This window comes from Paenibacillus sp. J31R122 (assembly GCF_056269185.1).
Genome location: NZ_JBWDNM010000010.1, coordinates 170,060 through 192,673, shown reverse-complemented (window position 1 = coordinate 192,673; position 22,614 = coordinate 170,060). Strand labels below are relative to the sequence as shown.

Genomic DNA, 22,614 nt, shown 5'->3' with positions numbered 1-22,614 from the left:
GCGAGGTAAAGCTTGGATCAACCAGGTATTTAAGGCTTCAAGAAGAATTAACAAAAATAAATTTGTGAAAACAAAAAGGGGGGCATGTATGACGAGGTTTATGATCGGACAATACGGTGGTTTTGACTACAACAAGTATATAAGAGATTTTAAAGATGATTTTTATGGAATTGAAGCTTGTTTGTTTGCTACTGAATCTGATGCTATTAACTTATTTCGAGAATCAAAGAAAAAAGGTTTCAAAATCGGTGTTCACTTTCCTCTGCGTTCGGGTATTACAAAGCTAAGAGATGCACTTTTTTTATCTCCAGACAACCTGATTAGAAAAACTGCGTATGAAGCTATACAGGCGGAATTAGATTATCTAACGAATTTTCAGCCCGAATATGTACTATTCCATTATCCAAAGCCAGTACTGCTGGATGACCGTGTAAACTGGGAGAGATGGAAGTTTGATGATGAGAGTGAGTATATCTATGAGAGTCAAATGTCGATTGAAGAACTGAAGGGAAAAAGCGAGTACCTTTTTCAGTGGCTATCGGTTCAAGCTAAACAGTATAAGTTTATCCCCGTGCTGGAATTTGACGCTTTAAACAGATATGTATATGAAACGGATTTTCTGGAGGATTTACTAAACAAATATCCGTTAATAAAACTATGCTTAGATACAGCTAGGCTACATACTCAAGATAGGATAGACCCTTATTTCGATTCCAAAATAGTTCTGAGAAAGTATGCGAAATTTGCTGAAACGGTTCATTTATCAAGTGTTCAATTAAATGATACGATTCAAAATAAACATTATCCTGTACTACCGGAGTTAAATCCGGATGAGGGATGGGCACCGATTGAACAATATTTAAAAATAATCGTCGAAGAAAATCAAGATGTGAAAATAATGTTTGAGCATCGTTCTGATCTTGTTAGTGATGAGGCGCTTGAAAGATGTTATACATGGGTTAACAGCGTGATGACTCAGGGTAGACCAGAGGATTTAGTGGAAAACAAATAGAGAAATCAACAAGCGAATATTTGAACAAATGCACAGGTATTCGTCGGAGAGATATAGTTTTGATTTGAATGTATTACGTCCAACCAAACACCACATAGAAAACGACATGTTAACCCAAGGCTGTATTTCATCCAAGCTAATCGTCCATTCCACCCTCAAATGCTGCTTAGCGTCATGTTAGATTGTATATTTTCCATTCAAATACAAAGAAATCGAAATATCGAACCATTTGATTGGACAAAATCCATTCTAAACATGCTTCCACCTAATTTATTTTAAATATTCCTTTACAGGAATATTCCTTATGTGGTATATTCAATTCATCAAAAGGGAATACAAGGAGGGAGGCGCTTCGGAGTCGAGTCGATAAAGCAAAGCTCGCATCGATAGAAGGGTGAATTAATTAAATAAAGCGAATGGATGATATTCTTATGAATGCTAACGTCATGAGTGCCTTAGCTGAGCCTAACCGCCTGCAGATCGTTGAACTATTGCGCGAGAGTCCTCTAACGGTTGGGGAAATCGCCGAAAGGCTCCAGCTGCGTCAACCTCAAGCGTCAAAGCATTTGCGCGTCCTTAGTGAGGCCGGCATTGTTGAGGTGCAGGCAGCTGCTAACCGGCGCATTTACAAGCTGCGTCCCGATCCGTTTAAGGAAATGGACGCTTGGCTGGAATCGTACCTGCGTATGTGGGAGGAACGATATGATCGCCTGGATGATTATTTGCAGAAGCTGCAAAGCAAGGAAACGGGAAAGCAAGAGTAACACCAGGCCGCGAATGGCTTGATGATGTAAACAAAAATGAGGAGGATGTATAATATGACAAACCCTAACCTGACTAACCAATTGGTATCCAAAGTTGAAGGTAGCACACTTGTATTGGAGCGTATTTTCCAAGCGCCACCCGAGCTTGTATTCAAGGCTTTTTCGGAGGCGGAGCATTTGAAGCATTGGTGGGGGCCGAAAGGTTGGACCCTTCCTGTATGCAATATCGATTTCCGTCCGGGCGGTACATGGCATTATTGCATGAAGTGCGAGGATAAGAACCAGGGCGATTTCTACGGCATGGAGTCGTGGGGCAAGGCGCTCTACCAGGAAATTACGGCGCCGAAGCAAATCGTCTATACGGATGGGTTCTCGGATGCGGAAGGCAATCTTGCGGAAAATATGCCGGAAGCGCTGGTCACACTCGATTTCGTCGAGCTGGAAGGTAAGACTAAGCTAGTTAACACCGCGAAATACGCATCACCAGAGGCGTTGCAAGCAGTGATCGATATGGGGATGATTGAAGGTATAACGCAAACGTTTGATAACTTGGATAACCATCTGGAGAATATTCAGAAGAGCAGCTAAGGAAGGTGCGAGTCTAAGTTATAGCTATCTAAAATGCGTAAGGGACAAATAGGACGATGCAGGGTGCTGCCGCTGCTTCGTCCTATTTCTATGTTGATCCGAGCGTATGCTCGTATGCTTTGCGGTTTATCTTACAGCCCTCTTCTTTCGAGCGGCTTCTGGTCTATTTTACATAAAGTAGGATTGTTCTTTACAACGAATTTAATCTTGTATTATGTTTATCGCTTTATTTATAAAAAAGGTCTAAATTTCATGAATTACAAACGGATATCTAGTTACAAAAGAGAAAGGATATGCTACAATCTGATCATATTTACATGTTCTTATTAGAGAACGAATGATCATTATATAAAGCGGGGCGAAATGTTGAGTGCAATTGCCGGTATCCTTGACCTGAACGATGATTATTCATCTGGGGAAACTATAGTGCATATGATGAAAGCCCTGCAGAAATATCCTGCAGATGATGTGAATATTTGGCGCAGTGATTGTCTGTCAATGGGCTGTCATGCGCAATGGGTTACACCGGAATCCATTAACGAGGGACTTCCCCGCTATGATGCAAACAGAGAGCTTGCCATTACTGCTGATGCCATAATCGACAATAGGAAGCAGCTATGTGATCAGTTGGAAATTGAATATAGTACAAGGAAAAATATTACGGACTCGGAACTTATTCTCGCGGCCTATATGAAGTGGGGGAGGAGTGCTCCGAAGTATTTAATAGGCGATTATGCCTTTGTTATCTGGGATGAACGCCGTCGTCAGCTCTTTGGTGCACGTGACTTGTTAGGCAGACGAACGTTGTATTATCATCATGCGTCGAGCACGTTCGCTTTCTGTACTGTTATTAATCCTCTGTTTGCAATACCCGGCATACATAAAGTGCTTAATGAATCATGGTTTGCCGAATTTTTGGCCATTCCTATGATGTTTGATACGATCGACGTTCACTCCACGGCTTATGGTGAAATTAAGCAGCTGCCGCCCGCCCATTCCTTTACAGTGGCAAAGGGAATCGTCACTATTGAGCAATACGATGAATTGGCAGCATCGTCCCCCAAGCTTAAGCTGAAGACGAATGGCGATTACGAGGATGCCTTTCGAGAGGTCTTTCAGGAGGCTGTTCACTCGAAGCTGCGAACGCATCGCGAGGTCGGTGTAAGATTAAGCGGTGGGCTGGATTCTGGCGCCGTTGCAAGCTTCGCAGCGAAACCTCTTCTACAGGAAGGCAAGGTGCTGCACGCATACAGCTACATCCCATCAGCAAATTTTGAAGATTGGACGCCGAGAAGACTAATAGCGAATGAAACTCCCTATATCCAGGCATCGGCCCGCCACATTGGCAATATTGAAGAAAACTATTTAGCTTTTGAAGGTCGTAATGCGATCAGTGAGATGGATACCATGCTGGAGCTGATGGAGGGGCCCTACAAGTTTTTCGAAAACTCATTTTGGTTGACGGGTATGCTGGAGCGGTCCCAAGAACAGAATGTAGGCGTTATGTTGAATGGGAGCCGAGGCAATTACACCATTTCATGGGGGGATCCTATTGATCATTACGCGCGGCTATTGCGTACTCTTCGTTGGACGAATGTTTATCATGAGTTAAATCACTATACACGGGTGATGAGGACGGGCAAATCTGTCGTTATCCCGATTATTGCCAAGCAAGCTTATGCCTATTTGATTAGATCGGCACTTGCCAAGAGGAAGTCTAATATCCCGCTGGTTATCCATCCCGATTTTGCTGCTAGAACGAAGGTTATAGAAAAGCTGATGTCTCATCATGTCGGACTCACGGACTACGCTCCGGATGAGGTCGCCGCAAGAAACAATCAGTTTCAACGCTTTTCGGTATCTAACCACATTGGTACGTCAACGACAAAGCTGTCATTGCCGTATTCAGTCAGTGAGCGTGATCCGACCAGTGATCCAAGAGTTGTTCGTTTCTGCTTATCTTTGCCACACGAGCAATATATCCAGAATGGAATCGACCGCTCCCTTATACGAAGATCGACGGAAGGTTACTTGCCCGATATGGTGAGGATGAATATTCATGCAAGGGGCGTACAGGGAGCGGATTGGATATATCGGATGCTGCCGGATTGGGGAGCGTTCAGGGATCAATTGCTCAAGCTTTGCCAGGATTCTACCGCCTCACATTACTTAAATGTTCCTCAAATCAAGCAATCACTTGAAAAGCTGGGGACGAAGCCGAAGCTGGAATATGCTTTTGATCTTGATGCAAGGTTATTGATGCGCAGCTTGATCGCCTATCGCTTTATACAGCAATGGTCTTAAACCGTTTTCTGTGAAAGGAGGTGATTCTATATGACAAAGCTCATGAAGCAGGATTGGCAGCAGCCAACGTTGGAAGTGCTATCGGTAACGATGACGATGGGTGGACCGAATTGGTGTAATCCCGACGCGAACAATGACGGACATAATAACTCGATCAAGTGTGACGCTGGTCTTGATCCATCTTAATCCGTTGTATTCCCTACAGCTATTAGGAAGTTAAGCCCGTATACTTGTTCCGAGTATAAGGGCTTTTTCGCGGATTGAGGCTTAAAATGTCGAATGAGGGTGATGCAGATTAAACGTATGCTGATGTCCAAGTCTCTTGACACGATGTATACCGCATTTGGACTAACCATTCAAAGTGAAATTGAGCTTCGTGAGCTGCACCGTACATCGGTACGACCCGAGACTGCAGATGTGACTATCCGTCAGGGAGATTTAATCAACGCGTGGAAGGAGCATGGAGCTCCAGCAGGTCATTATGGGTTTAACGATAGTGAGTTTTATCTCCATGTTCCAGATGCGGCAATATTTTGCGTTAGGGAAGGTAAGGAAATCATTATAAGCCCGCATCCTGTAGCGAATGAGAAGCTTATCCGACTTTATTTGCTCGGAACGTGTATGGGAGCGCTCTTGATGCAGCGAAGGATATTGCCCTTGCACGGCAGCGCAGTTGCAATCGACGGAAGAGCCTATGCTTTTGTAGGTGATTCCGGAGCAGGGAAATCAACGACCGCAGCCGCGTTTCTTGAATGTGGTTATCCGCTTCTAAGCGATGATGTCATAGCCTTATCTGGCAGCTTGGATCCTATGAACACACCGTTCATACACCCTGCATATCCGCAGCAGAAGCTTTGGCAAGAGAGTATGGATATGCTAGGCAAAGATTCATCAAACAGCCAAATCTTATATGACCAAAAATATGCGATACCCGTCCACGCTCAATTCTGCAGCCATCCGCTGCCGCTTGGCGGAGTGTTTGAGCTGGTCAAAAGCGAGCAAGCTGAGACGGTCCAGATTTCCGCATATGGCGTTCTTGAGAGTCTTTCAATGCTGATGAATAACACCTATCGTTCCTTTCTCATTCCATACTTCGGACTGACGCAGTGGCATTTCAGAGCAGCTGTTGACTTGGCTTTGAAAACAAAGGTATATCGGATAATCAGGCCAGCAGCAGGCTGCAGCATGAAGTCACTTACAGCGCTCATTGTGGAAGCGATCCAAGAGGAGCTTAGCGCCTATGGCTAATATGTTGATTTATATAAGAAAATTACATCATTACGCAGGCCTGAAGTTGTATGTGCCTCTAGTCGGCATGATGATCATTAGTATGATTGAAGGCATCGGTTTTTTCCTGCTGGCAGCCATGCTCGGTCTGATCGGCCTGTTTGATACCTCTTCGGGAGCCATCCCATTCCTTTCTACGATGCTTGAACCGTTAAAAAAATTTCCTTCTGAACATGCTTTTTCGATTACATTAGTTATCTTCCTTGTAATGTGGACCGGACAAGCTCTGCTATATAGATATTTGTCGGTCATGAATGAAAAAATAAGTCATGGGTTTGTTAAGTATTTGAGACTGGAAATTTATGAATCCATTATGCGGGCAAATTGGTCATTCTTTTTAAAAAAAAGAAGATCCGATCTCATCCACAATATGACCTCTGAGCTTCATCGTGTGAATTATGGGGTGTATGTTTTTCTTGGCCTGCTGCTGTTGGGGCTGTTCACATTGGTTCAAATATTTATTGCGTTATGGCTGTCGGTTGAACTGACCATAACCATATTGCTTTGCGGTATTGCTCTTGCTCTGTATTCCCGCAGGTTCTTGAAACAATCCCGTGCTTATGGTGATCAAGCTTCAGCATTGACGCAAGCCTATATGGCAGGTATGACAGACCATTTTAACGGTATCAAAGAAATCAAGAGCAATTTGATGGAGCAACAGCATGTGAGTTGGTTTCGCATACTGTGCGAGAAGATGGAGCGCAATTCCATTCAATTTATGAGATTGCAAAATCGTTCAACGTTTTACCACAAAATAGTATCCGGATTTTTAATTTCATTTTTTATGTATCTGTCTGTCGTTTTCTATCAAGTACAGGCCGAAAAGTTTGTTTTTATTATTGTGATCTTCTCCCGTCTGTGGCCGAGATTTGCTTCCATACAGAATCGTTGGGAGCAGCTTGCGCAATCACTTCCAGCCTTTAACAGCTTAATAGAGCTGGAAAAAGACTATAAGGCGGCTAAAGTAACGGAAATCCAGCTTGCCCCCCAAACAGAAAACATTTGCGTAGAGCAGGCTATTGAATATCGGAACGTATATTATCGTTATGATTCAGATCAGAAAGCCTATGCGCTGCACGATATTAGCTTAAGAATGCCGGCCAACAACATGACGGCTATAGTAGGGAAATCAGGCGCGGGCAAAAGTACACTAGTAGACCTGTTGATCGGACTTATCGAACCAGAGAAGGGCCAAGTGTTGATTGACGGGATGGCGCTAAGCGCAGATTTGGCGATGAGATTAAGAAGCTCCGTAGGTTATGTGCCTCAGGATCCATTCTTATTTCACTCCACGATTAAAGAAAATTTTTATGCGGCTGCCCCTAATGCAACGGATGATGAAATGTGGCAGGCGCTGCGATTCGCGGCATCTGACGAACTGATACGGCAACTGCCCGGGGGACTGGAGACGGTGATTGGTGAACGCGGCGTACGCTTGTCGGGGGGAGAACGTCAACGAATCGTATTGGCAAGAGCGATACTTCGGAAGCCGGCTATTCTTATTCTTGACGAAGCTACAAGTGCGCTTGACAGTGAGAATGAAGCGATTATTCAAGAATCGATCGAGCGACTGAGAGGAAGTATGACGATTATTGTTATCGCTCACCGATTGTCCACACTTCGCCATGCTGACCAGGTTATCGTGCTGGATAAGGGCAGACTAATTCAGCAGGGAGGCTTTAAGCAGCTATCCGCAGAGTTGGGCGGCTTGTTCGGTCAGTTACTGGAAATCCAGGAAGCAAAATAAGGAAGGAGCGAGCCTGAGATAAATAACTAATATTCGGATTAAAAATATGACCCACAAGAGGAGTACTTTTTTCAAAGCATCCTTCTTATGGGTCATTAATATTTATGAAGAAACGGATTGATCGCGCTTATCGCGATTGCGGAAATTCCACGGCGTTCCGAGGAAAGGCAGCGCCCATCGGTCTAACCCGTACCATCCTGCCACCTTCCAAGCGAGCACGAGCCAGGTCGCAAGAATGAACAACAAAGGGTTAGTACTCAATGTTCCTGCGAAGAGGAAGCTCGCATTCATAAATGCACCGAAAAAGGCTGCTATGCCCGTCAATAAGCCAAGAATTAGGCCGAGTCCCACGAGTACCTCACCGAATGCAACGAAGTATGAAAATAATTTCGCGTTAGGAAGCACCATATTTTCCAAAAATGAGGCGTACCATCCTGTTACATCCTTTCCATCCGCCGCTTTGCCTAGTGCCCCTTTAACGAACCCCGTCAGCCCCACTCCGGCATCGCTTCCAACCCACTTGTCGCTTGTAACCTTATGCCAACCCGCATTTAGCCAAGCATAGCCAAGATACAGTCGAATAATTAACCACAATAGACCCGATCTCGTGTTATTAAACAAGAAATTTGATACCGGGTTCTCTGGAACCATAATATTTTTGCCTCTTAATTCCTCTTTAATACTCAATAACATCATCTCCATTCGTTTTAGGTTATTTTTATTTTATCATATATCAAATATGGAAAATGTAAAGGTATTGTTTAGGTAAGTGTATATAAAAAAATGTAATTATATAAATAAAATAATTTAGTAATTAAATATTAATCGAAAATATACTATTGTTGTACATGCAAAGGAATAAAGATGCGTATATAATGCATATTTATAGTTTATTGTACAAATTGTTATGTGTGTGAAGATATTGGATTTCGTGTTGTTTTTTGAATATGAATGATAATTATTAAGACAGTCGTCAGACTGGCGAAGCCGTTGATAGAATGGTTATAGGTAAATATTATCGATGAAACGCATGCATAAATAGTAAAATCAAGGAAAATGGGATTTTTAATGGGGGGAAGAGGAATGTGCGATAACCTGACTTCATTGTTTGATAAGTATTACGAGGAGCATAATTTCGCTGGAGCGGGATTGATCAAAAGAAGTGATGAAATCCTATTCGCACGGGCGTATGGCTTGGCGCATAGAGGATTCAAAGTACCTAATCATATTAATACTATGTTTGATACAGCGTCTGTTACGAAGCTGTTTACAGCAGTAGCCATTTTACAGCTTGTTGATGAGGGTAAGATTAGGCTTGATGATCAGATAACAGATATCGTTGACTTATTTGGCACGAAGATTCCGACTGATGTTACAATAAGTCACTTGTTAACTCATACGTCTGGAATAGCTGATGATGCGGATGAGGAACTGGGTGAGAGTTACGAAGAGTTGTTTATAAGTAAGCCGAATTATTCCATAAGAAATTGTGGAGATTTTATTCCGCAATTTGCATATAAGGAACCGAAATTCAAGGCGGGAACAAATGTTAGCTACAATAACTGTGCATTTGTGCTGCTTGGACTTGCAATCGAAAAAGTAACGAATAAAAGCTATCGAGAATATGTGGTTGAAAACATATTTCGTCCTTGCGGGATGCTGAACACGTCATTTATCTCAAAAGATGAGGGAGACGCTCCAATAGCAGAAGGATATGCCGCCATTAATAACGAGAACAATAATAAAGTTGTATGGAAGAAGAATATTTATTCTTTTCCTCCAATAGGTACTTCTGATGGAGGAGCCTTTACAACGGTTGGTGATCTTGATTTATTTATGCGATCGCTGGTTAACGGTAGTCTGTTGTCCCGAGACATGACAAATGAAATGATGAAGCCTCATGCCACAATTGAACAGAATTTCGAATGGGGAAAAATTATAAACGGGTATGGATTTCATTTTATCTACAATAATGAGGGCAAACTTATTCGAATGTACAAAGAGGGTTCAAACCCAGGTGTAGCGGCAATGTTTGCCTACTATCCGGAGATAGATGCAACCAGTATCATATTGGCAAATCAAACATGTAATGTATGGGAGCTGCACTGGAAAGCTGAACAGCTGCTATTTTCTTCTAAATAGAGATCTTATGTGACCTGCGAACAACAGTTAACGGGTTACAACCAGCGAAGCTGCTGGATGACGTGATTGACGTCCTTGCTGACTACATTGATGCGGAGAATATAGGGGTACCATAGCTCCTCATCTCTTCAGATGAGGAGCTATTTGTTTTTTCATGATTCTTGTTCATGGATTCATTTTACTCATACTCCTCATTACTTAAGCAATGTAAGGGTCACCTCGATCGTATTATTTACAAATGACCGTTCTGGGCGGGATTTTAATATGACAGTCAATCCGATTAACGATACGATTAGCGCTTGCGATAAGGCCCTCGAGTTTGTGTCGCTCTCCAGCTCACCCGATTGTATGCCTCGTTCAATGGTTTCCTGAAAGATGACTGCTAGATACATTTGATGTTCCCTTGTCAAAATTTCGAATTTCTCATCATGCGGCGCAAGCTCGACCATGGTATTGATGCAGAAGCATCCCCGGCTACGACTTTCGGAATATTCCTCAGCAACCACATTTTCAAAGAAAGCGCGAAACGCTTCCCTTACAGATGAATTATTTTGAAGCTTGGTTCTTGTTTCAGAAGCACGGGACATCGTGTATTTGCGTAGTGCAGCTTCGAACAATTCTTTTTTGTCTCCAAAGGCTGAGTATATACTCGGTCGTTGAATGCCCATTCTGGAAGTTAAATCGCTTAATGAGGTAGCTTCATACCCCTTCTCCCAAAATAGCTGCATCGCTGCATCCAACACTTTTTCTTCGTCAAATTCGCGAATTCTTCCCATCCTTTATCCCTCTCATTCCTTCTGTTTCTTTCGTTGCTCTATAATTGCAACCGTCTGTAGTTGCCTTATTTTACGTACCAATCAGTATACTATAATTCTATAATGAGCCGTACACTTTGTCAATTTTGGGTTATCTTATCCTTGCAAGAAAAGTTTCGGAATGGAGTCATATCCAAATTTAATCATAAAATACCCGTTGACATCGTTCATTGCTATGGGATATATTAACGGGGTCATATAACGTACTGATCGGTACAATAAAATGCGGCGTATTTAAAATGATTGGAGGTAGGGTACGGGGAAATGGAAGAGGTTAAAGGAAAAGCAGCAGTCAAAGCCGATTTAAAGGCAAATTTGTCACGGGGGAAGCCTTACACATCACAGACCGTTCATAGTTCTTCCATGTCTCGCTATGTGACACTGTTGTTTGCGGCTGCTTGCGGGTTGTCTGTTGCCAACATCTACTTTGCGCAGCCGATACTGGATAATCTGTCGAGCGAGTTCACTATTGAGCATTCAACCATTGGTATTCTCATTACGATCACCCAGATCTTTTATGCAGTCGGGCTGTTGCTTCTGGTGCCGCTTGGAGATTTATTGAACCAGCGCCGACTGATTATCGGCCAAATGATAATGTCCATGACTGCTCTGGTTGTCGTTGGCACTGCCTCATCCACCACGATACTATTCGCAGGAATGGCTTTGGTGGGATTGCTTGCCGTTGTGACGCAAACTCTGGTGGCGTTCGCTGCAACAATGGCTGCCCCGGCTGAACGAGGACGTGTCGTTGGCATAGTAACAAGCGGCATTGTGATTGGCATCCTTCTTGCGCGAACCATTTCAGGAACTTTGACAGATCTTGCGGGATGGCGTTCTGTTTATCTGGTTTCTGCTGCGTTAATGCTTCTTATGGTATTTGCATTATATAGGGTGTTGCCAAATGTTGAGCGTGAGGTAAAGTCGCTATCCTATCCCGGGCTGCTTAGGTCGGTGCTTATGTTGCTCGTACAAGAACGGATATTACGCGTCCGCGCTATTTTGGCTATGCTGATTTTTACGGCTTTCAGCATTTTGTGGACACCATTAGTACTGCCGCTTAGCGCGCCGCCATTATCTCTTTCTCATACTGCAATTGGGGCGTTTGGTCTCGTGGGAGTTGTCGGAGCGTTGGCAGCAGCAAGGGCCGGCAAGCTAGCCGATCGAGGTTATGGACAGAGAACAACAGGCGTAGCTTTATTTTTATTATTGTTATCATGGCTGCCAATCAGCTATACAGAACGGTCGCTGATCGCATTGATCATTGGCGTTGTTCTTCTGGACTTGGCGGTGCAGGCTGTGCATGTCACGAATCAAAGTATGATCTTTGCATTGCGCCCGGAGGCGCGGAGCCGGATAGTCGCCGGGTACATGGTTTTTTATTCCATTGGAAGTGCGACCGGTTCTATTGCTTCAACCAACATCTATGCACACTACGGCTGGAACGGAGTATGCTTGCTCGGGGCCGCTGTGAGTGCTTTAGCTCTTTTGTTTTGGGGCATGACCAGACGCGCTGCGCCTGCTTCTTTAAAGTAAATCCGGAGTCCTGCGATAGATAAATTTTGCAGATTCCGCTCCTTGAATCTAAGCAGCGTTCAGGTGGATTGAGAAGAAATGAATAATCGTTCGAAATAAAAAATGATCCTATTAAGATAAAAAAAAGGGGAGATGGCCCGTGGAGATTGGAATTACTTCGTTTGTAGATACAAAGCCGGATGTTCACACTGGTGAAGTGATAAGTCACGCACAGCGATTGCGTGAGGTTGTGGAGGAAATTATATTAGCCGATCAGGTGGGGCTGGATGTGTTCGGCGTAGGCGAGCATCATCGGGAGGATTATGCGGCATCATCACCGGCAGTCGTGCTGTCTGCGGCTGCGACAGAGACGAAGCGCATACGGCTGACCAGCGCAGTAACCGTCCTTTCTTCAGTTGATCCAGTGCGCGTTTTTCAAGACTTTTCTACGCTGGATGGCCTCTCCAATGGACGTGCGGAGATTATGGCGGGTCGGGGTTCTTTTATCGAATCTTTCCCATTGTTCGGCTATGACTTGAATGATTATGATGAGCTGTTTGAAGAACATCTGGAATTGCTCCTTAAAATACGGGGGTCCGAAAAAGTCACCTGGAAGGGCGGGCATCGGCCGGCAATTAACGGCTTGGGCGTTTATCCACGCCCCGTACAGAATCCTCTGCCGGTATGGATTGGCAGCGGGGGCAATCAGAATTCAGCTATCCGTGCAGGTCTGCTCGGACTGCCGCTGATGCTGGCGATCATCGGCGGCAACCCGATGAATTTTGAACCGCTCGTCCAGCTTTATAAGAAAGCGGCGGCACATGCTGGCCATGATGAATCGACGCTCAAGGTTGGGTCGCATTCGATCGGATTTGTTGGAGAGAATACGGAGCTGGCGGCAGATACCTTCTTCCCGTCTACCCAAGCAGGCATGAATAAACTGGGCAAGGAGCGTGGCTGGGCGCATTATGACCGTGCCAGCTTCGATGCCGCACGCAGCTTTGAAGGCGCATTGTATGTTGGCGATCCGGATACGGTAGCCCAAAAGATCATTCATCTTCGCAAAAATGTAGGCGTTACGCGCTTTATGATGTATGTACCGTTAAGTACGATGCCGCATGACCAAGTGATGCGAGCTATTGAACTTCTGGGAACTGAGGTAGCTCCCCGCGTTAGGGAGGAAATAACGAAGTGGGAAGCTGAGACGGGTAGTGAATCATAAGCCAGCATGCGAGCCAAAGTTATGTGAATGCCATGGCGAGAGCGCTTAATCCATAAGGCGGGTTTAGAACGCAATGAAGATGACAATATGCCGAACGGCTAATCCGTTAATCGATGACAAAGTGTTACAAGTGTGGGTGATCCGCATGAACAGTACTTTTTTAACCAGTATACATGGGTGGGATATTGAATGGATATTGAATGGATAGGGGATCCATTCATCAGAGGGAGAAGAAGAACGTTGACTGTATTACGTACAATCAACATTGCATTCGAAATGGCGTGTTAATGCTTGGCTGTATTTCATCCAAGCTAATCGACCATTCCACGCTTAAATGCTACTTAGCGTCGTGTTAGATTGTATCTTTTCCAATTAAATGCCAAAGGAATGATAGAAGTAAGCTTTTGATTGTATGAACTACATTCTAAACAAGCTCTCGCCTAACTGACCGCCTTCATACGCAGATCTATTATGGGAAGAACTGTTGTAGATTTTTCATTGAGCAGCCACTTTCGGCCAGTTTGTTTGTAGGGGTACAAACAAACTGGCCGAAAGTGGCTGTTTTTATACCATTTAGTGGATATTCAACAGGAGTTTACTAATATACGAAGAATAAATAAAGTGAAATAAATAAAGTGAATGCAAAGCGTTCGGATAACATAAATACGATCGGTTACCGTGACGAATCTAACAAATATTTTTTTTACTCGTTATGTCGATTCAACAGTTTGCTATTCGTCGTCCATGTAGGGGCGAGATTACTGGCTGAGTAAAATGGGGAATTGAGTTTTCATAAAGAATCGAGGAGGAAAATTTATATGCGATTTATGATGATTGTCAAAGGTACTAAGGATTCCGAGGCGGGTATTATGCCCAGTCAGGAGCTTCTCGAAGCAATGTTGAGGTACAACGAAGAATTGGCTAAGGCTGGAGTGCTGCTCGCTGCTGATGGCCTGCACGCAAGCTCGAATGGAATTCGGATATCCTATCCGGAACCTGGTGGCAAACCAAAAGTAATCGATGGTCCATTCACTGAATCAAAAGAAATCATAGCTGGATATACGCTTATTGAGGTCAAATCCAAGGAAGAAGCAATCGAATGGGCGATGCGAATGCCGGATCCCCATGGTTATGGCGAAGGGCAAATCGAGCTACGCCAAGTGATGGACGCGTTAGATTTGACACAGAATCCGGAGACGTTAGCGATGGAAGCCGCGATTCGTGAGCAGATGGAGGGGTTTAAGAGGTCGTGAGCGATTCCACAGTTCAGCGGACAATCGATGCCATCTGGCGTATTGAATCGGCCAAGTTAATCGCCGGACTAGCACGGATGGTACGCGATGTCGGTCTTGCGGAAGATCTTGCACAGGATGCGCTTGTCATTGCATTGGAAAGGTGGCCGGATATCGGAATTCCGGATAACCCTGGCGCCTGGCTGATGACTGTGGCAAAACGCCGCGCGATCGATCTGATGCGCAGGAGCAAACTGCGCGACCAGAAGCATGAAGAGCTTGGACATGGCGGTGATTTGTACATCGAGCACGACATGGACATACCGATGGATGGTGAGGTCGGAGACGATCTCCTTCGATTAATCTTTACGACTTGCCATCCGGTCTTATCCCAAGAAGCGCGAGTAGCGTTGACACTGCGTCTGCTCGGGGGGCTCACGACCGATGAAATCGCACACGCTTTCCTCATCGCAGAATCGACCATCGCACAGCGTATCGTTCGGGCGAAGCGGACGCTAAGCGTCTCTAGGGCTGGCTTTGAGATTCCCGTAGGTGAAGAGCTTAAGGAGCGTATGGCAACGGTGCTCGAAGTTATCTATCTGATGTTCAATGAAGGGTATACGGCGACCTCCGGCGGCAATTGGATACGTCCGTTACTTTGTCAGGAAGCGCTTAGACTGGGGCGTGTTCTTGCAGAAATCGCGCCATTGGATTCAGAGGTTCATGGATTGGTTGCATTGATGGAAATCCAATCGTCACGGTTCAGAGCACGGGTAAATGCTGCGGGGGAACCGATACTTCTTATGGACCAAAACCGTGCGTTATGGGATCAACTTCTGGTCCGCCGGGGCTTGTCTGCTCTCGAGCGCGCCCGGAAGCTCGGACGCCCACTAGGTCCATATGCTCTTCAAGCCGCGATAACCGCATGCCATGCACAGGCTCGTATCGCAGCTGAGACCGACTGGGCACGTATTGCTGCTTTATATGAAGCTTTGTCGCGGGTAATGCCATCTCCTGTTGTGGAATTGAACCGCGCGGTGGCAATCGCTATGGCATTCGGTCCTGCTTTTGGTCTTCAAATTGTCGACGAGCTTGCCTCCGATCAGTCATTGAAGGAGTATCACCTGCTTCCAAGCGTACGAGGCGATCTTTTGGTTAAATTGGGCCGTATCGATGAAGCTCGTGGTGAGTTTGAACGCGCCGCGTCACTGACGCGCAATGAGCGGGAGCGCGAGCTTCTGTTAAAGCGCGCCGCTGAATGTGATTCAAGCGAGTCGGCTAATCATAAGGGCAAAAGGTAATGTGGAAACATTGGAAGAAGCAAATGGTTACGAGTTCATTCGCTTTTGTTTATGAAATTAATCGCTATGTCGATTATGATGTCTCCCGTTCGTTGTTTAAGCAGAGACGGACTCTGAAGGCCGATCTGCTCGACCAAATTGAAAAGCTGAAAAAAATTTAAATTTTTTTTTTGAATCTGTCGATTTTATCATTACCCGTTCGTCGTATTAGTAGAGACGGAAATTATTAAAAAACAAATGGAGAGGTTGATGAAAATGGGAGCACAGCTTACCCCTTATGTGATGTCGGAGGATGCAAGAGCGCAAGCGGAATTTTATAAGCAGGCATTGGGAGGAGAAATCCAATTCGTCACAACGTTCGGTCAGACACCAGGAACACCTGAGGCGGTCAAGGATAAAGTGATGCATATGGTACTGACAGTAGCCGGGGCCAATACGTTGTTTCTGTCCGATTCCTTCGAGCCGATATCTGGCAGCAGAAACATTAGTCTATCATTGACGTTCGACAGCGAGCCCGAAGCTCGAGAGGCCTACGCTAAACTCGGAGAGGGAGGGCAGAATAAATTTCCGTTCGCTCTTCAATCATGGGGAGCCTATTACGGTGAAATCGTGGATAAATTCGGCGTTACATGGCTGATAGTCAAACAATAAAAATGGCGCTTTATTTATATAAAAAGGAGAAATAAAACATGAGCCAAGAAGTAACGGATTTTATTGAAGCGATAAAAGAGCCTTGGCAAGGTGAGTTGTGCACTCGCCTTCGTGAGGTTGTCTACGGAGCAATTCCCGATGCTCAGGAGCGTATCCAATACAAGAAACCTCATTTTTTGAAAAAAGGAAAATATGCAGCCGTTATTTCGACGTCAAAAGACGCGGTAAGCTTTACGATTTTTAATGCGAGTGAGCTATCTCTTCCAGAGGGATTGTTTGACGGTCCTCCTGAAAGAAAGACACTCAAGCTGCGAAAAGATTATACCGTTGATTACGATCAATTATCGTCCCTAGTAAGCCAAGCAGCTTCGACATTATAATTGCATACTTAACTCGGGTGGCGACGATTAAGACAAAAATGTCCATTGTCTTCTGCACAGCGTTAGTTATAAAGGGAAGTCTTCATTGTTGGAGGCTTCTCTTTTTTTGTAATTATCATGAAACAGCCATAGAATGGTCACTTATTAACGTAGTTCATAAGACTATAGGAGCATTGACTCATTAAAAAGGAACGTGCTAACCTCTTATTATATGGAAATTTTGGAGGGATATCCTTGATCGAAATCTGCTTATCAGTTGGTTATGATGAATATGAAGATGGCGTAAGAATGTCTGATTTAATTGAGAAATTGGCGACGGGTCCAGATGCCGCGACGCTGTCTATTCTAACCATCGGTGAATGGGGTCAGGCCTATGAGAATTCGCCAGACAGTTTTTTAGAAACGCTGAACAGTCATAAGGATCATTTTCCTCAATTGACGAAGCTTTTTATCGGAGACATGAGCTCTGAAGAGTGCGAGGTTTCTTGGATTAATCAGACGAACCTTTCGTCTATACTAACCGCTTTTCCCAATTTAACATCGTTAACTATTAAAGGAAGTCAAGAATTAAGCTTGCAGCCGCTTGTGCATGAGAAGCTGCAGGAACTGGTTATTATTTGCGGAGGACTTCCTACTTCAGTGCTTGAGGAGATAAAAGAAGCCAAGCTGCCGGAGCTGCGTAGACTGGAGCTTTTTCTCGGAGTCGAAGATTACGGGTTTGATGGCGGCTTGGAAGATGTGCTCCCGCTGATTGAGCCTACTCTGTTCCCTAAGCTTACTTATTTGGGCCTAAAGGACAGTGAAATACAAGATGAGATTGCAGCTGCGATTGCAAATGCACCTATCATTGATCAATTAGAAGTACTCGATTTATCCTACGGTACGCTAACCGATGAGGGAGCTGAAGCTTTACTAGCTAGTGATCGTATCAAAAAGCTAAAGCATCTTAATTTAAGCTATCACTATATGTCTGATGAAATGGTAGGACGCTGGAAGAAGTCAGGCATCTCGGTTGATGTAACAGATCAACAGGAGACGGATGAGGATGATTGGCGTTATCCGTTCTTAACCGAGTAGTGCAGCAATGTCGAGAGGATAACGCAGCTGAGAGCCCATTTCTGCTGATTGGGAACCCAGGGAATAAGCGAACGAATGGTTTGCAGGCTGCCAGAAGTAAGCTAGGGCTTACTCCGGCAGCTTTTATTTCCTATGAGAGCTTGCTTTCAGGCTCCGTACTTTTCGTTGACGTACTGAAGTCGTTAGCAGGCCGCGGAACGATTATTATTCGTTTGGATGCACCTGGCGAGGATCCCATTGTTGAACGGGAGTTAATTGCTTGGGGAGCAGCTAACCGAGAGGGCAACGATGCTTATTGGTATGAAGGCACAGCAGCAGCTGATAGAGCCATTTTATCATCCATACCAGCAGAGGAAGCGCTCAAGCTTCCTTTGGAGCTGGGCAGAATCTACTACCCGGCGCAATGGTACCGTGGATATTGCAGATTTCTTGCCGCTCTTCAACATGCTGCTGATTTTTCGAATATTGAATTTCAGTGGGTGAACGAGCCTGCAGCGATTGCTGCGATGTTCGATAAACGAAGCTGTTGGCAGTTGATGTCGCGCCTAGGTGTCAGTCTGCCTGCGCTGCCAGCTCCGGCAGGTACTATAACCGATTATGATACGCTTCAAGCTGCAATTGCTTCCAGCGGTATGACGCGATTGTTCATTAAACTAGCCTGCGGCTCGGGAGCCTCAGGTGTAATTGCCTATCAGATTAACCCGAAAACGGGAGCCGAGCTCGCGATTACGACAATCGGCATAGAGGAAAGGGCGGGCGAGCTGATCTTCTACAATGCAGGACGAATGCGCCGCTACCGTGATTCAGCGGTTATAAGGCGCATAGTTGACTGGCTTTGCCAGGAAGGCGTACATATTGAACGCTGGATTGAGAAGGAAAACGTAGGCGGCAAGTCGTTTGACGTACGTCAGCTTATGGTAAACGGAAAGCCCTGCCACACGGTCCTGCGATTAAGCAGCACACCTATTACGAATTTGCATTTACGTAATGAACGTAAAATGAATGTTGATGAGCTGCTTGCAAGCGAGCTGAAGCAGTCGATAAACGTGACTGCGGCCGCAGCAATGTCGGCTTTCCCAGGAGCTTCAATAGCAGGGGTGGACGTACTCGTGCAGCGCGGGAGTGGAGCTACCTACGCGATTGATATTAATCCGTTTGGCGATCTGCTTTATGGCGTTGAGTTTGAAGGGATGAATACTTATGAATGGCAAATGGATCAGCTGCTGAGAAGGGAATAACCTATGCTAGATATGAATCAAATCGTTGGCTCGCATGACATTGTGATGATCACTTTGGATACGCTGCGGTACGATGTAGCGAAGCTGGAGGAAGAGAACTGTCCAAACCTTTGCGGAAGCGGGCCGTGGGAGAAGCGTCATACGCCAGGCAGCTTTACCTATGCGGCGCATCATGCTTTTTTTGGAGGCTTTCTGCCGACTCCTGCGGATACGGATAAAGCCTCTCACATAAGGCTGTTCCATACCAAGGATACAGGTCTCCGAACAAATCCAAATACATGGTTGTTCGATGCTCCTGATCTTGTGTCTGGGCTGCAGGGCGCTGGTTACCGGACGATCTGCATCGGCGGTGTTATTTTTTTTACGAAAAAAAATAAGCTCGCTAAGGTGCTTCCAGGTTTTTTTCAAGAAAGCTATTGGCGGATGACCTTTGGTGTGACCAATCCACGCTCAACTGAACATCAGGTTAATCATGCGTTGAAACTTCTGGAGAAGGCTGATCCTTCCGAGAGGTTATTTTTATTTATGAACGTTTCGGCCATTCACGGGCCAAATCACTATTTCATTCCTGGAGCAAGACAGGATTCTATAGAGACACAACGCGCGGCGCTTCGGTATGTGGATGAGCAGCTGGGTATTTTGTTCGATGCGCTGCGCAAGCGCGGCAAGACGCTTTGCCTCGTGTTCTCCGATCATGGCACGGCGTATGGCGAGGATGGGTATGAGGGACATCGATTGGCTCATGAAGTCGTATGGAATGTGCCATATCGTCAATTTATATTGTGAGTAGGAAGGGGTGAAGTATGCTTAAACCGACTTCGCAAATAGCTTCTCCTGAGGTTGAAGAACGGGAGCTGAGATGGATGCAAGCTCCGTATCGTTCGTACTTGTATTCCTATCCGCATAAGACCGCCTATCGGGATATCCAGCCCGCACAGTCGCTGAAGCAGCTGTGGGAGCAGGATCAAACGGATTATCATTTTTTGTACATGCACATTCCCTTTTGCGGTGCCCGCTGCGGCTTCTGTAATTTATTTACGCTGCCTGATCGAAGGACGGACGCTCATGAGCAATATGTCGATGCGCTTGAACGGCAGGCTAAGCAATGGGCGCCTTGGTTTAAAGACAAAACCTTCTCTCGCTTTGCAATAGGTGGGGGCACACCCACCCTGCTTGAAGCCAGTCAATTAAATCGTTTGTTTGATATTGCAGAAGGAGTTATGGGTTTAAACCCATCTCAGGCGTCTATATCGGTAGAAACCTCACCGGAAACGGTAACAGAGGCTCGCATGCGTATTCTTAAGGATCGCCAAGTAGACCGTGTAAGCATGGGTATTCAGAGTTTTATTGATGAAGAGGCTGCTGCAATATACCGACCACAAAATCCGCGAATAGCGGAAGAAGCGTTAGCAATCTTAAAGGAGTATTCGTTTCCTCTCTTGAACCTCGATTTAATCTATGGTTTGCCGGGACAAACCGAAGATACCTGGCTGTATTCCTTGGAGAGAGCGATCAGCTACGAGCCGGGTGAGATTTTCATTTACCCTTTATATACGCGTGAAAATACGATTTTGAAGCCGGAGCAGATGCGTCAGCAAGGAACAGATATTCGTTTGACGCTGTACCATATCGCGCGTGAACGGCTAGAAGCTGCAGGCTATGTACAATATTCAATGCGCAGGTTCGCGAAGGCGACTTCGGAAACGCATAAGCAAATACTGCCATTTAGCTGTCAAGAGGAAGGAATGGCAGGACTTGGCTGCGGTGCCCGTTCCTATACAAGAAGTTTTCATTATGCTTCGCGTTATGGAGTAAGCGTTGCTGCAACAAGAAGCATAATTGCGGACTACGTGGCAGCCGAGCGATATGATCAGGCGGATTATGGCTTTATTTTAAAAGAGGAAGAGCAGAAGCGCAGGTTTATATTAAAGGCTCTGCTGCATCGAGAAGGCTTGGAGCTTGCTGCTTATAAGCAGCGATTCGGAACCGATGCGATGCAGGAGTACTCGGATATTTACGAGCTGATCAGTATTGGCCTTGCAGTTGAGCAGAAGGGCATTTTACAGCTTACAACACTAGGTGTGGCCTATTCTGATGCAATCGGAGACGAGTTTATTTCGGATGAGGTACGGGAATTGATGGAAGGATATGTAATACGATGAATGCGGTGCTGTATTATCGTGGAAAACTGTCTTCTTGTAATTATGATTGCCCGTATTGCCCGTTCAGCAAAACTAAAGATAGCAAAGCAACACTTGAGAAGGACAAGGAGCAGCTCAGCACCTTTATGGAATGGATTCGCAGTCAGGAACAGGCTGGGCATCGGCTGTCCGTTTTTTTTAATCCATATGGTGAAGCACTCGTTCACCGCTGGTATCGGGAAGCAATGATTGAGCTGTCTCAGTTGTCGTTTATCGAGAAGGTAGCTGTTCAGACAAACCTGTCTTGCAAGCTTGACTGGACTGCGCAGTTGAATAAAGAGAAAGCGGCCTTCTGGGTCACCTATCATCCTGGTCAGACGAGTGATTCCAAATTTCTAAGTCAATGCATGAGCTTATATGAGCAGCGTATTCCGTTCAGCGTAGGCACAGTTGGTATAAGAAGTGCTTTCGCCGCAATCGAGCAAATGCGCAGCTTGCTTCCCGAGGACGTTTATTTATGGATTAATGCGTTTAAGGATCGAAGCTCATATTACACGACAGATGAAATAGAACATTTAACTTGTATTGATCCTCACTTTAAGCTGAATACCGTAGATTATGACAGTTTCGGAAGACGATGCTCTGCTGGCTCGAATGTTTTTTACGTACAGGGATCAGGTGTCGTCAAAAAGTGTTATAGCGATAGACGAGTCATCGGACACCTGTACCGGGATGGGTTGGAAGGCATATCCGCCGAACGTCCTTGTGGAATGAAGAAATGTGGCTGTTATATCGGGTATATTCATATGCCTGAGCTAGAAATGAAGAATATATATGGGGATGGACTATTGGAGCGGATACCTGAGCCCGTAAGGTTATCGATACATGAAATGAAATGATTAGGGAGCAACGAATAAGAATATAAATACAGAGCTCGGGAGGTTTTTAAACTCCGGTGCTCTGTATTTTTTATTTGCGGTCATAACTCTAAATGGAGAATTCACAAATATGTGTTTCTGTATCATCTGCCTTATGCGATAAGGAGCCGTAGTTTCAATTTTTGCAATTAAGTGAGTGCGAGAAAGGGTTAGCGGCGATTTAGTGTCAGGATTTGAACTTAATTGCTGGATTAGCTCGACCTGTGTCCTCTTTACGGGGAATTAGCTGCAAACTCTGAAACTAATTTGTCTCTATTTCCATA

22 protein-coding genes are annotated in these 22,614 nt (G+C 45.1%); 20 read left to right on the top strand and 2 right to left on the bottom strand.

Going from position 1 to position 22,614, the window contains the following annotated elements; genetic code table 11:
* Positions 1-88: 88 nt before the first annotated feature.
* The 7 genes from AC0YN7_RS17830 (at position 89) to AC0YN7_RS17800 (ending at position 7,702) form a co-directional block, all read left to right on the top strand.
* Positions 89-1,012 carry a sugar phosphate isomerase/epimerase gene (locus tag AC0YN7_RS17830; RefSeq protein WP_475811351.1) on the top strand — a complete coding sequence of 308 codons (924 nt, stop codon included), beginning with the start codon at positions 89-91 and terminating at the stop codon, positions 1,010-1,012.
* A gap of 431 nt (positions 1,013-1,443) precedes the next feature.
* Complete coding sequence (locus AC0YN7_RS17825) at positions 1,444-1,776, top strand: ArsR/SmtB family transcription factor (protein ID WP_475811350.1); 333 nt, start codon at positions 1,444-1,446, stop codon at positions 1,774-1,776.
* 54 nt (positions 1,777-1,830) lie between these two features.
* Entirely contained in the window at positions 1,831-2,364 is a 534-nt protein-coding gene (locus tag AC0YN7_RS17820; protein ID WP_475811349.1) for an SRPBCC domain-containing protein, read from the top strand.
* Between the two features lie 432 nt (positions 2,365-2,796).
* Positions 2,797-4,668, top strand: coding sequence for an asparagine synthase-related protein (locus tag AC0YN7_RS17815; protein WP_475811445.1), 1,872 nt, complete (start codon positions 2,797-2,799; stop codon positions 4,666-4,668).
* 30 nt (positions 4,669-4,698) lie between these two features.
* Positions 4,699-4,854, top strand: a complete 156-nt coding sequence (locus AC0YN7_RS17810) for a paeninodin family lasso peptide (RefSeq protein WP_475811348.1) — start codon at positions 4,699-4,701, stop codon at positions 4,852-4,854.
* A gap of 102 nt (positions 4,855-4,956) precedes the next feature.
* Complete coding sequence (locus AC0YN7_RS17805; protein ID WP_475811347.1) at positions 4,957-5,916, top strand: aldolase; 960 nt, start codon at positions 4,957-4,959, stop codon at positions 5,914-5,916.
* The gene (locus tag AC0YN7_RS17800; protein WP_475811346.1) at positions 5,909-7,702 is read left to right on the top strand and encodes an ABC transporter ATP-binding protein; all 1,794 of its coding nucleotides are present in this window, start codon (positions 5,909-5,911) and stop codon (positions 7,700-7,702) included. The genes AC0YN7_RS17805 and AC0YN7_RS17800 overlap by 8 nt, the downstream gene beginning before the upstream one ends.
* A 102-nt stretch (positions 7,703-7,804) precedes the next feature.
* Here AC0YN7_RS17800 and AC0YN7_RS17795 read toward each other — a convergent pair whose 3' ends face one another.
* A complete protein-coding gene (locus AC0YN7_RS17795) occupies positions 7,805-8,395 on the bottom strand; it encodes a DoxX family membrane protein (protein ID WP_475811444.1) in 591 nt (196 codons plus the stop codon).
* Positions 8,396-8,785: 390 nt separating this feature from the next.
* Between AC0YN7_RS17795 and AC0YN7_RS17790 the strand changes: the two genes are divergently transcribed.
* Positions 8,786-9,844 carry a serine hydrolase domain-containing protein gene (locus AC0YN7_RS17790; protein WP_475811345.1) on the top strand — a complete coding sequence of 353 codons (1,059 nt, stop codon included), beginning with the start codon at positions 8,786-8,788 and terminating at the stop codon, positions 9,842-9,844.
* A gap of 194 nt (positions 9,845-10,038) precedes the next feature.
* Here AC0YN7_RS17790 and AC0YN7_RS17785 read toward each other — a convergent pair whose 3' ends face one another.
* A complete protein-coding gene (locus AC0YN7_RS17785; RefSeq protein WP_475811344.1) occupies positions 10,039-10,620 on the bottom strand; it encodes a TetR/AcrR family transcriptional regulator in 582 nt (193 codons plus the stop codon).
* Between the two features lie 402 nt (positions 10,621-11,022).
* Between AC0YN7_RS17785 and AC0YN7_RS17780 the strand changes: the two genes are divergently transcribed.
* The 12 genes from AC0YN7_RS17780 to AC0YN7_RS17725 all read left to right on the top strand — a co-directional run bounded on the left by AC0YN7_RS17780 (position 11,023) and on the right by AC0YN7_RS17725 (position 22,312).
* Positions 11,023-12,192 (top strand): MFS transporter, encoded by a 1,170-nt coding sequence (locus AC0YN7_RS17780; RefSeq protein ID WP_475811443.1) that lies wholly within the window; start codon positions 11,023-11,025, stop codon positions 12,190-12,192.
* Positions 12,193-12,331: 139 nt separating this feature from the next.
* Positions 12,332-13,393, top strand: coding sequence for an LLM class flavin-dependent oxidoreductase (locus tag AC0YN7_RS17775; RefSeq protein WP_475811343.1), 1,062 nt, complete (start codon positions 12,332-12,334; stop codon positions 13,391-13,393).
* Positions 13,394-14,211: 818 nt separating this feature from the next.
* Complete coding sequence (locus AC0YN7_RS17770) at positions 14,212-14,646, top strand: YciI family protein (protein WP_475811342.1); 435 nt, start codon at positions 14,212-14,214, stop codon at positions 14,644-14,646.
* Positions 14,643-15,926 (top strand): RNA polymerase sigma factor, encoded by a 1,284-nt coding sequence (locus AC0YN7_RS17765; protein ID WP_475811341.1) that lies wholly within the window; start codon positions 14,643-14,645, stop codon positions 15,924-15,926. Before AC0YN7_RS17770 ends, AC0YN7_RS17765 begins: the two co-directional genes overlap by 4 nt.
* Complete coding sequence (locus AC0YN7_RS17760) at positions 15,926-16,087, top strand: hypothetical protein (RefSeq protein WP_475811340.1); 162 nt, start codon at positions 15,926-15,928, stop codon at positions 16,085-16,087. Before AC0YN7_RS17765 ends, AC0YN7_RS17760 begins: the two co-directional genes overlap by 1 nt.
* 94 nt (positions 16,088-16,181) lie before the next feature.
* Positions 16,182-16,577, top strand: a complete 396-nt coding sequence (locus tag AC0YN7_RS17755; protein WP_475811442.1) for a VOC family protein — start codon at positions 16,182-16,184, stop codon at positions 16,575-16,577.
* Between the two features lie 38 nt (positions 16,578-16,615).
* Entirely contained in the window at positions 16,616-16,957 is a 342-nt protein-coding gene (locus tag AC0YN7_RS17750; RefSeq protein ID WP_475811339.1) for a DUF1801 domain-containing protein, read from the top strand.
* A 237-nt stretch (positions 16,958-17,194) separates the two neighbouring features.
* Positions 17,195-18,034, top strand: a complete 840-nt coding sequence (locus AC0YN7_RS17745) for an STM4015 family protein (protein ID WP_475811441.1) — start codon at positions 17,195-17,197, stop codon at positions 18,032-18,034.
* Positions 18,007-19,272 carry an STM4014 family protein gene (locus AC0YN7_RS17740; protein ID WP_475811338.1) on the top strand — a complete coding sequence of 422 codons (1,266 nt, stop codon included), beginning with the start codon at positions 18,007-18,009 and terminating at the stop codon, positions 19,270-19,272. The genes AC0YN7_RS17745 and AC0YN7_RS17740 overlap by 28 nt, the downstream gene beginning before the upstream one ends.
* A 3-nt stretch (positions 19,273-19,275) precedes the next feature.
* Positions 19,276-20,058, top strand: a complete 783-nt coding sequence (locus AC0YN7_RS17735) for an STM4013/SEN3800 family hydrolase (RefSeq protein WP_475811337.1) — start codon at positions 19,276-19,278, stop codon at positions 20,056-20,058.
* Positions 20,059-20,135: 77 nt separating this feature from the next.
* The gene (locus AC0YN7_RS17730) at positions 20,136-21,434 is read left to right on the top strand and encodes an STM4012 family radical SAM protein (RefSeq protein WP_475811440.1); all 1,299 of its coding nucleotides are present in this window, start codon (positions 20,136-20,138) and stop codon (positions 21,432-21,434) included.
* The gene (locus AC0YN7_RS17725; RefSeq protein WP_475811336.1) at positions 21,431-22,312 is read left to right on the top strand and encodes an STM4011 family radical SAM protein; all 882 of its coding nucleotides are present in this window, start codon (positions 21,431-21,433) and stop codon (positions 22,310-22,312) included. Before AC0YN7_RS17730 ends, AC0YN7_RS17725 begins: the two co-directional genes overlap by 4 nt.
* The last annotated feature ends 302 nt before the right edge of the window (positions 22,313-22,614 follow it).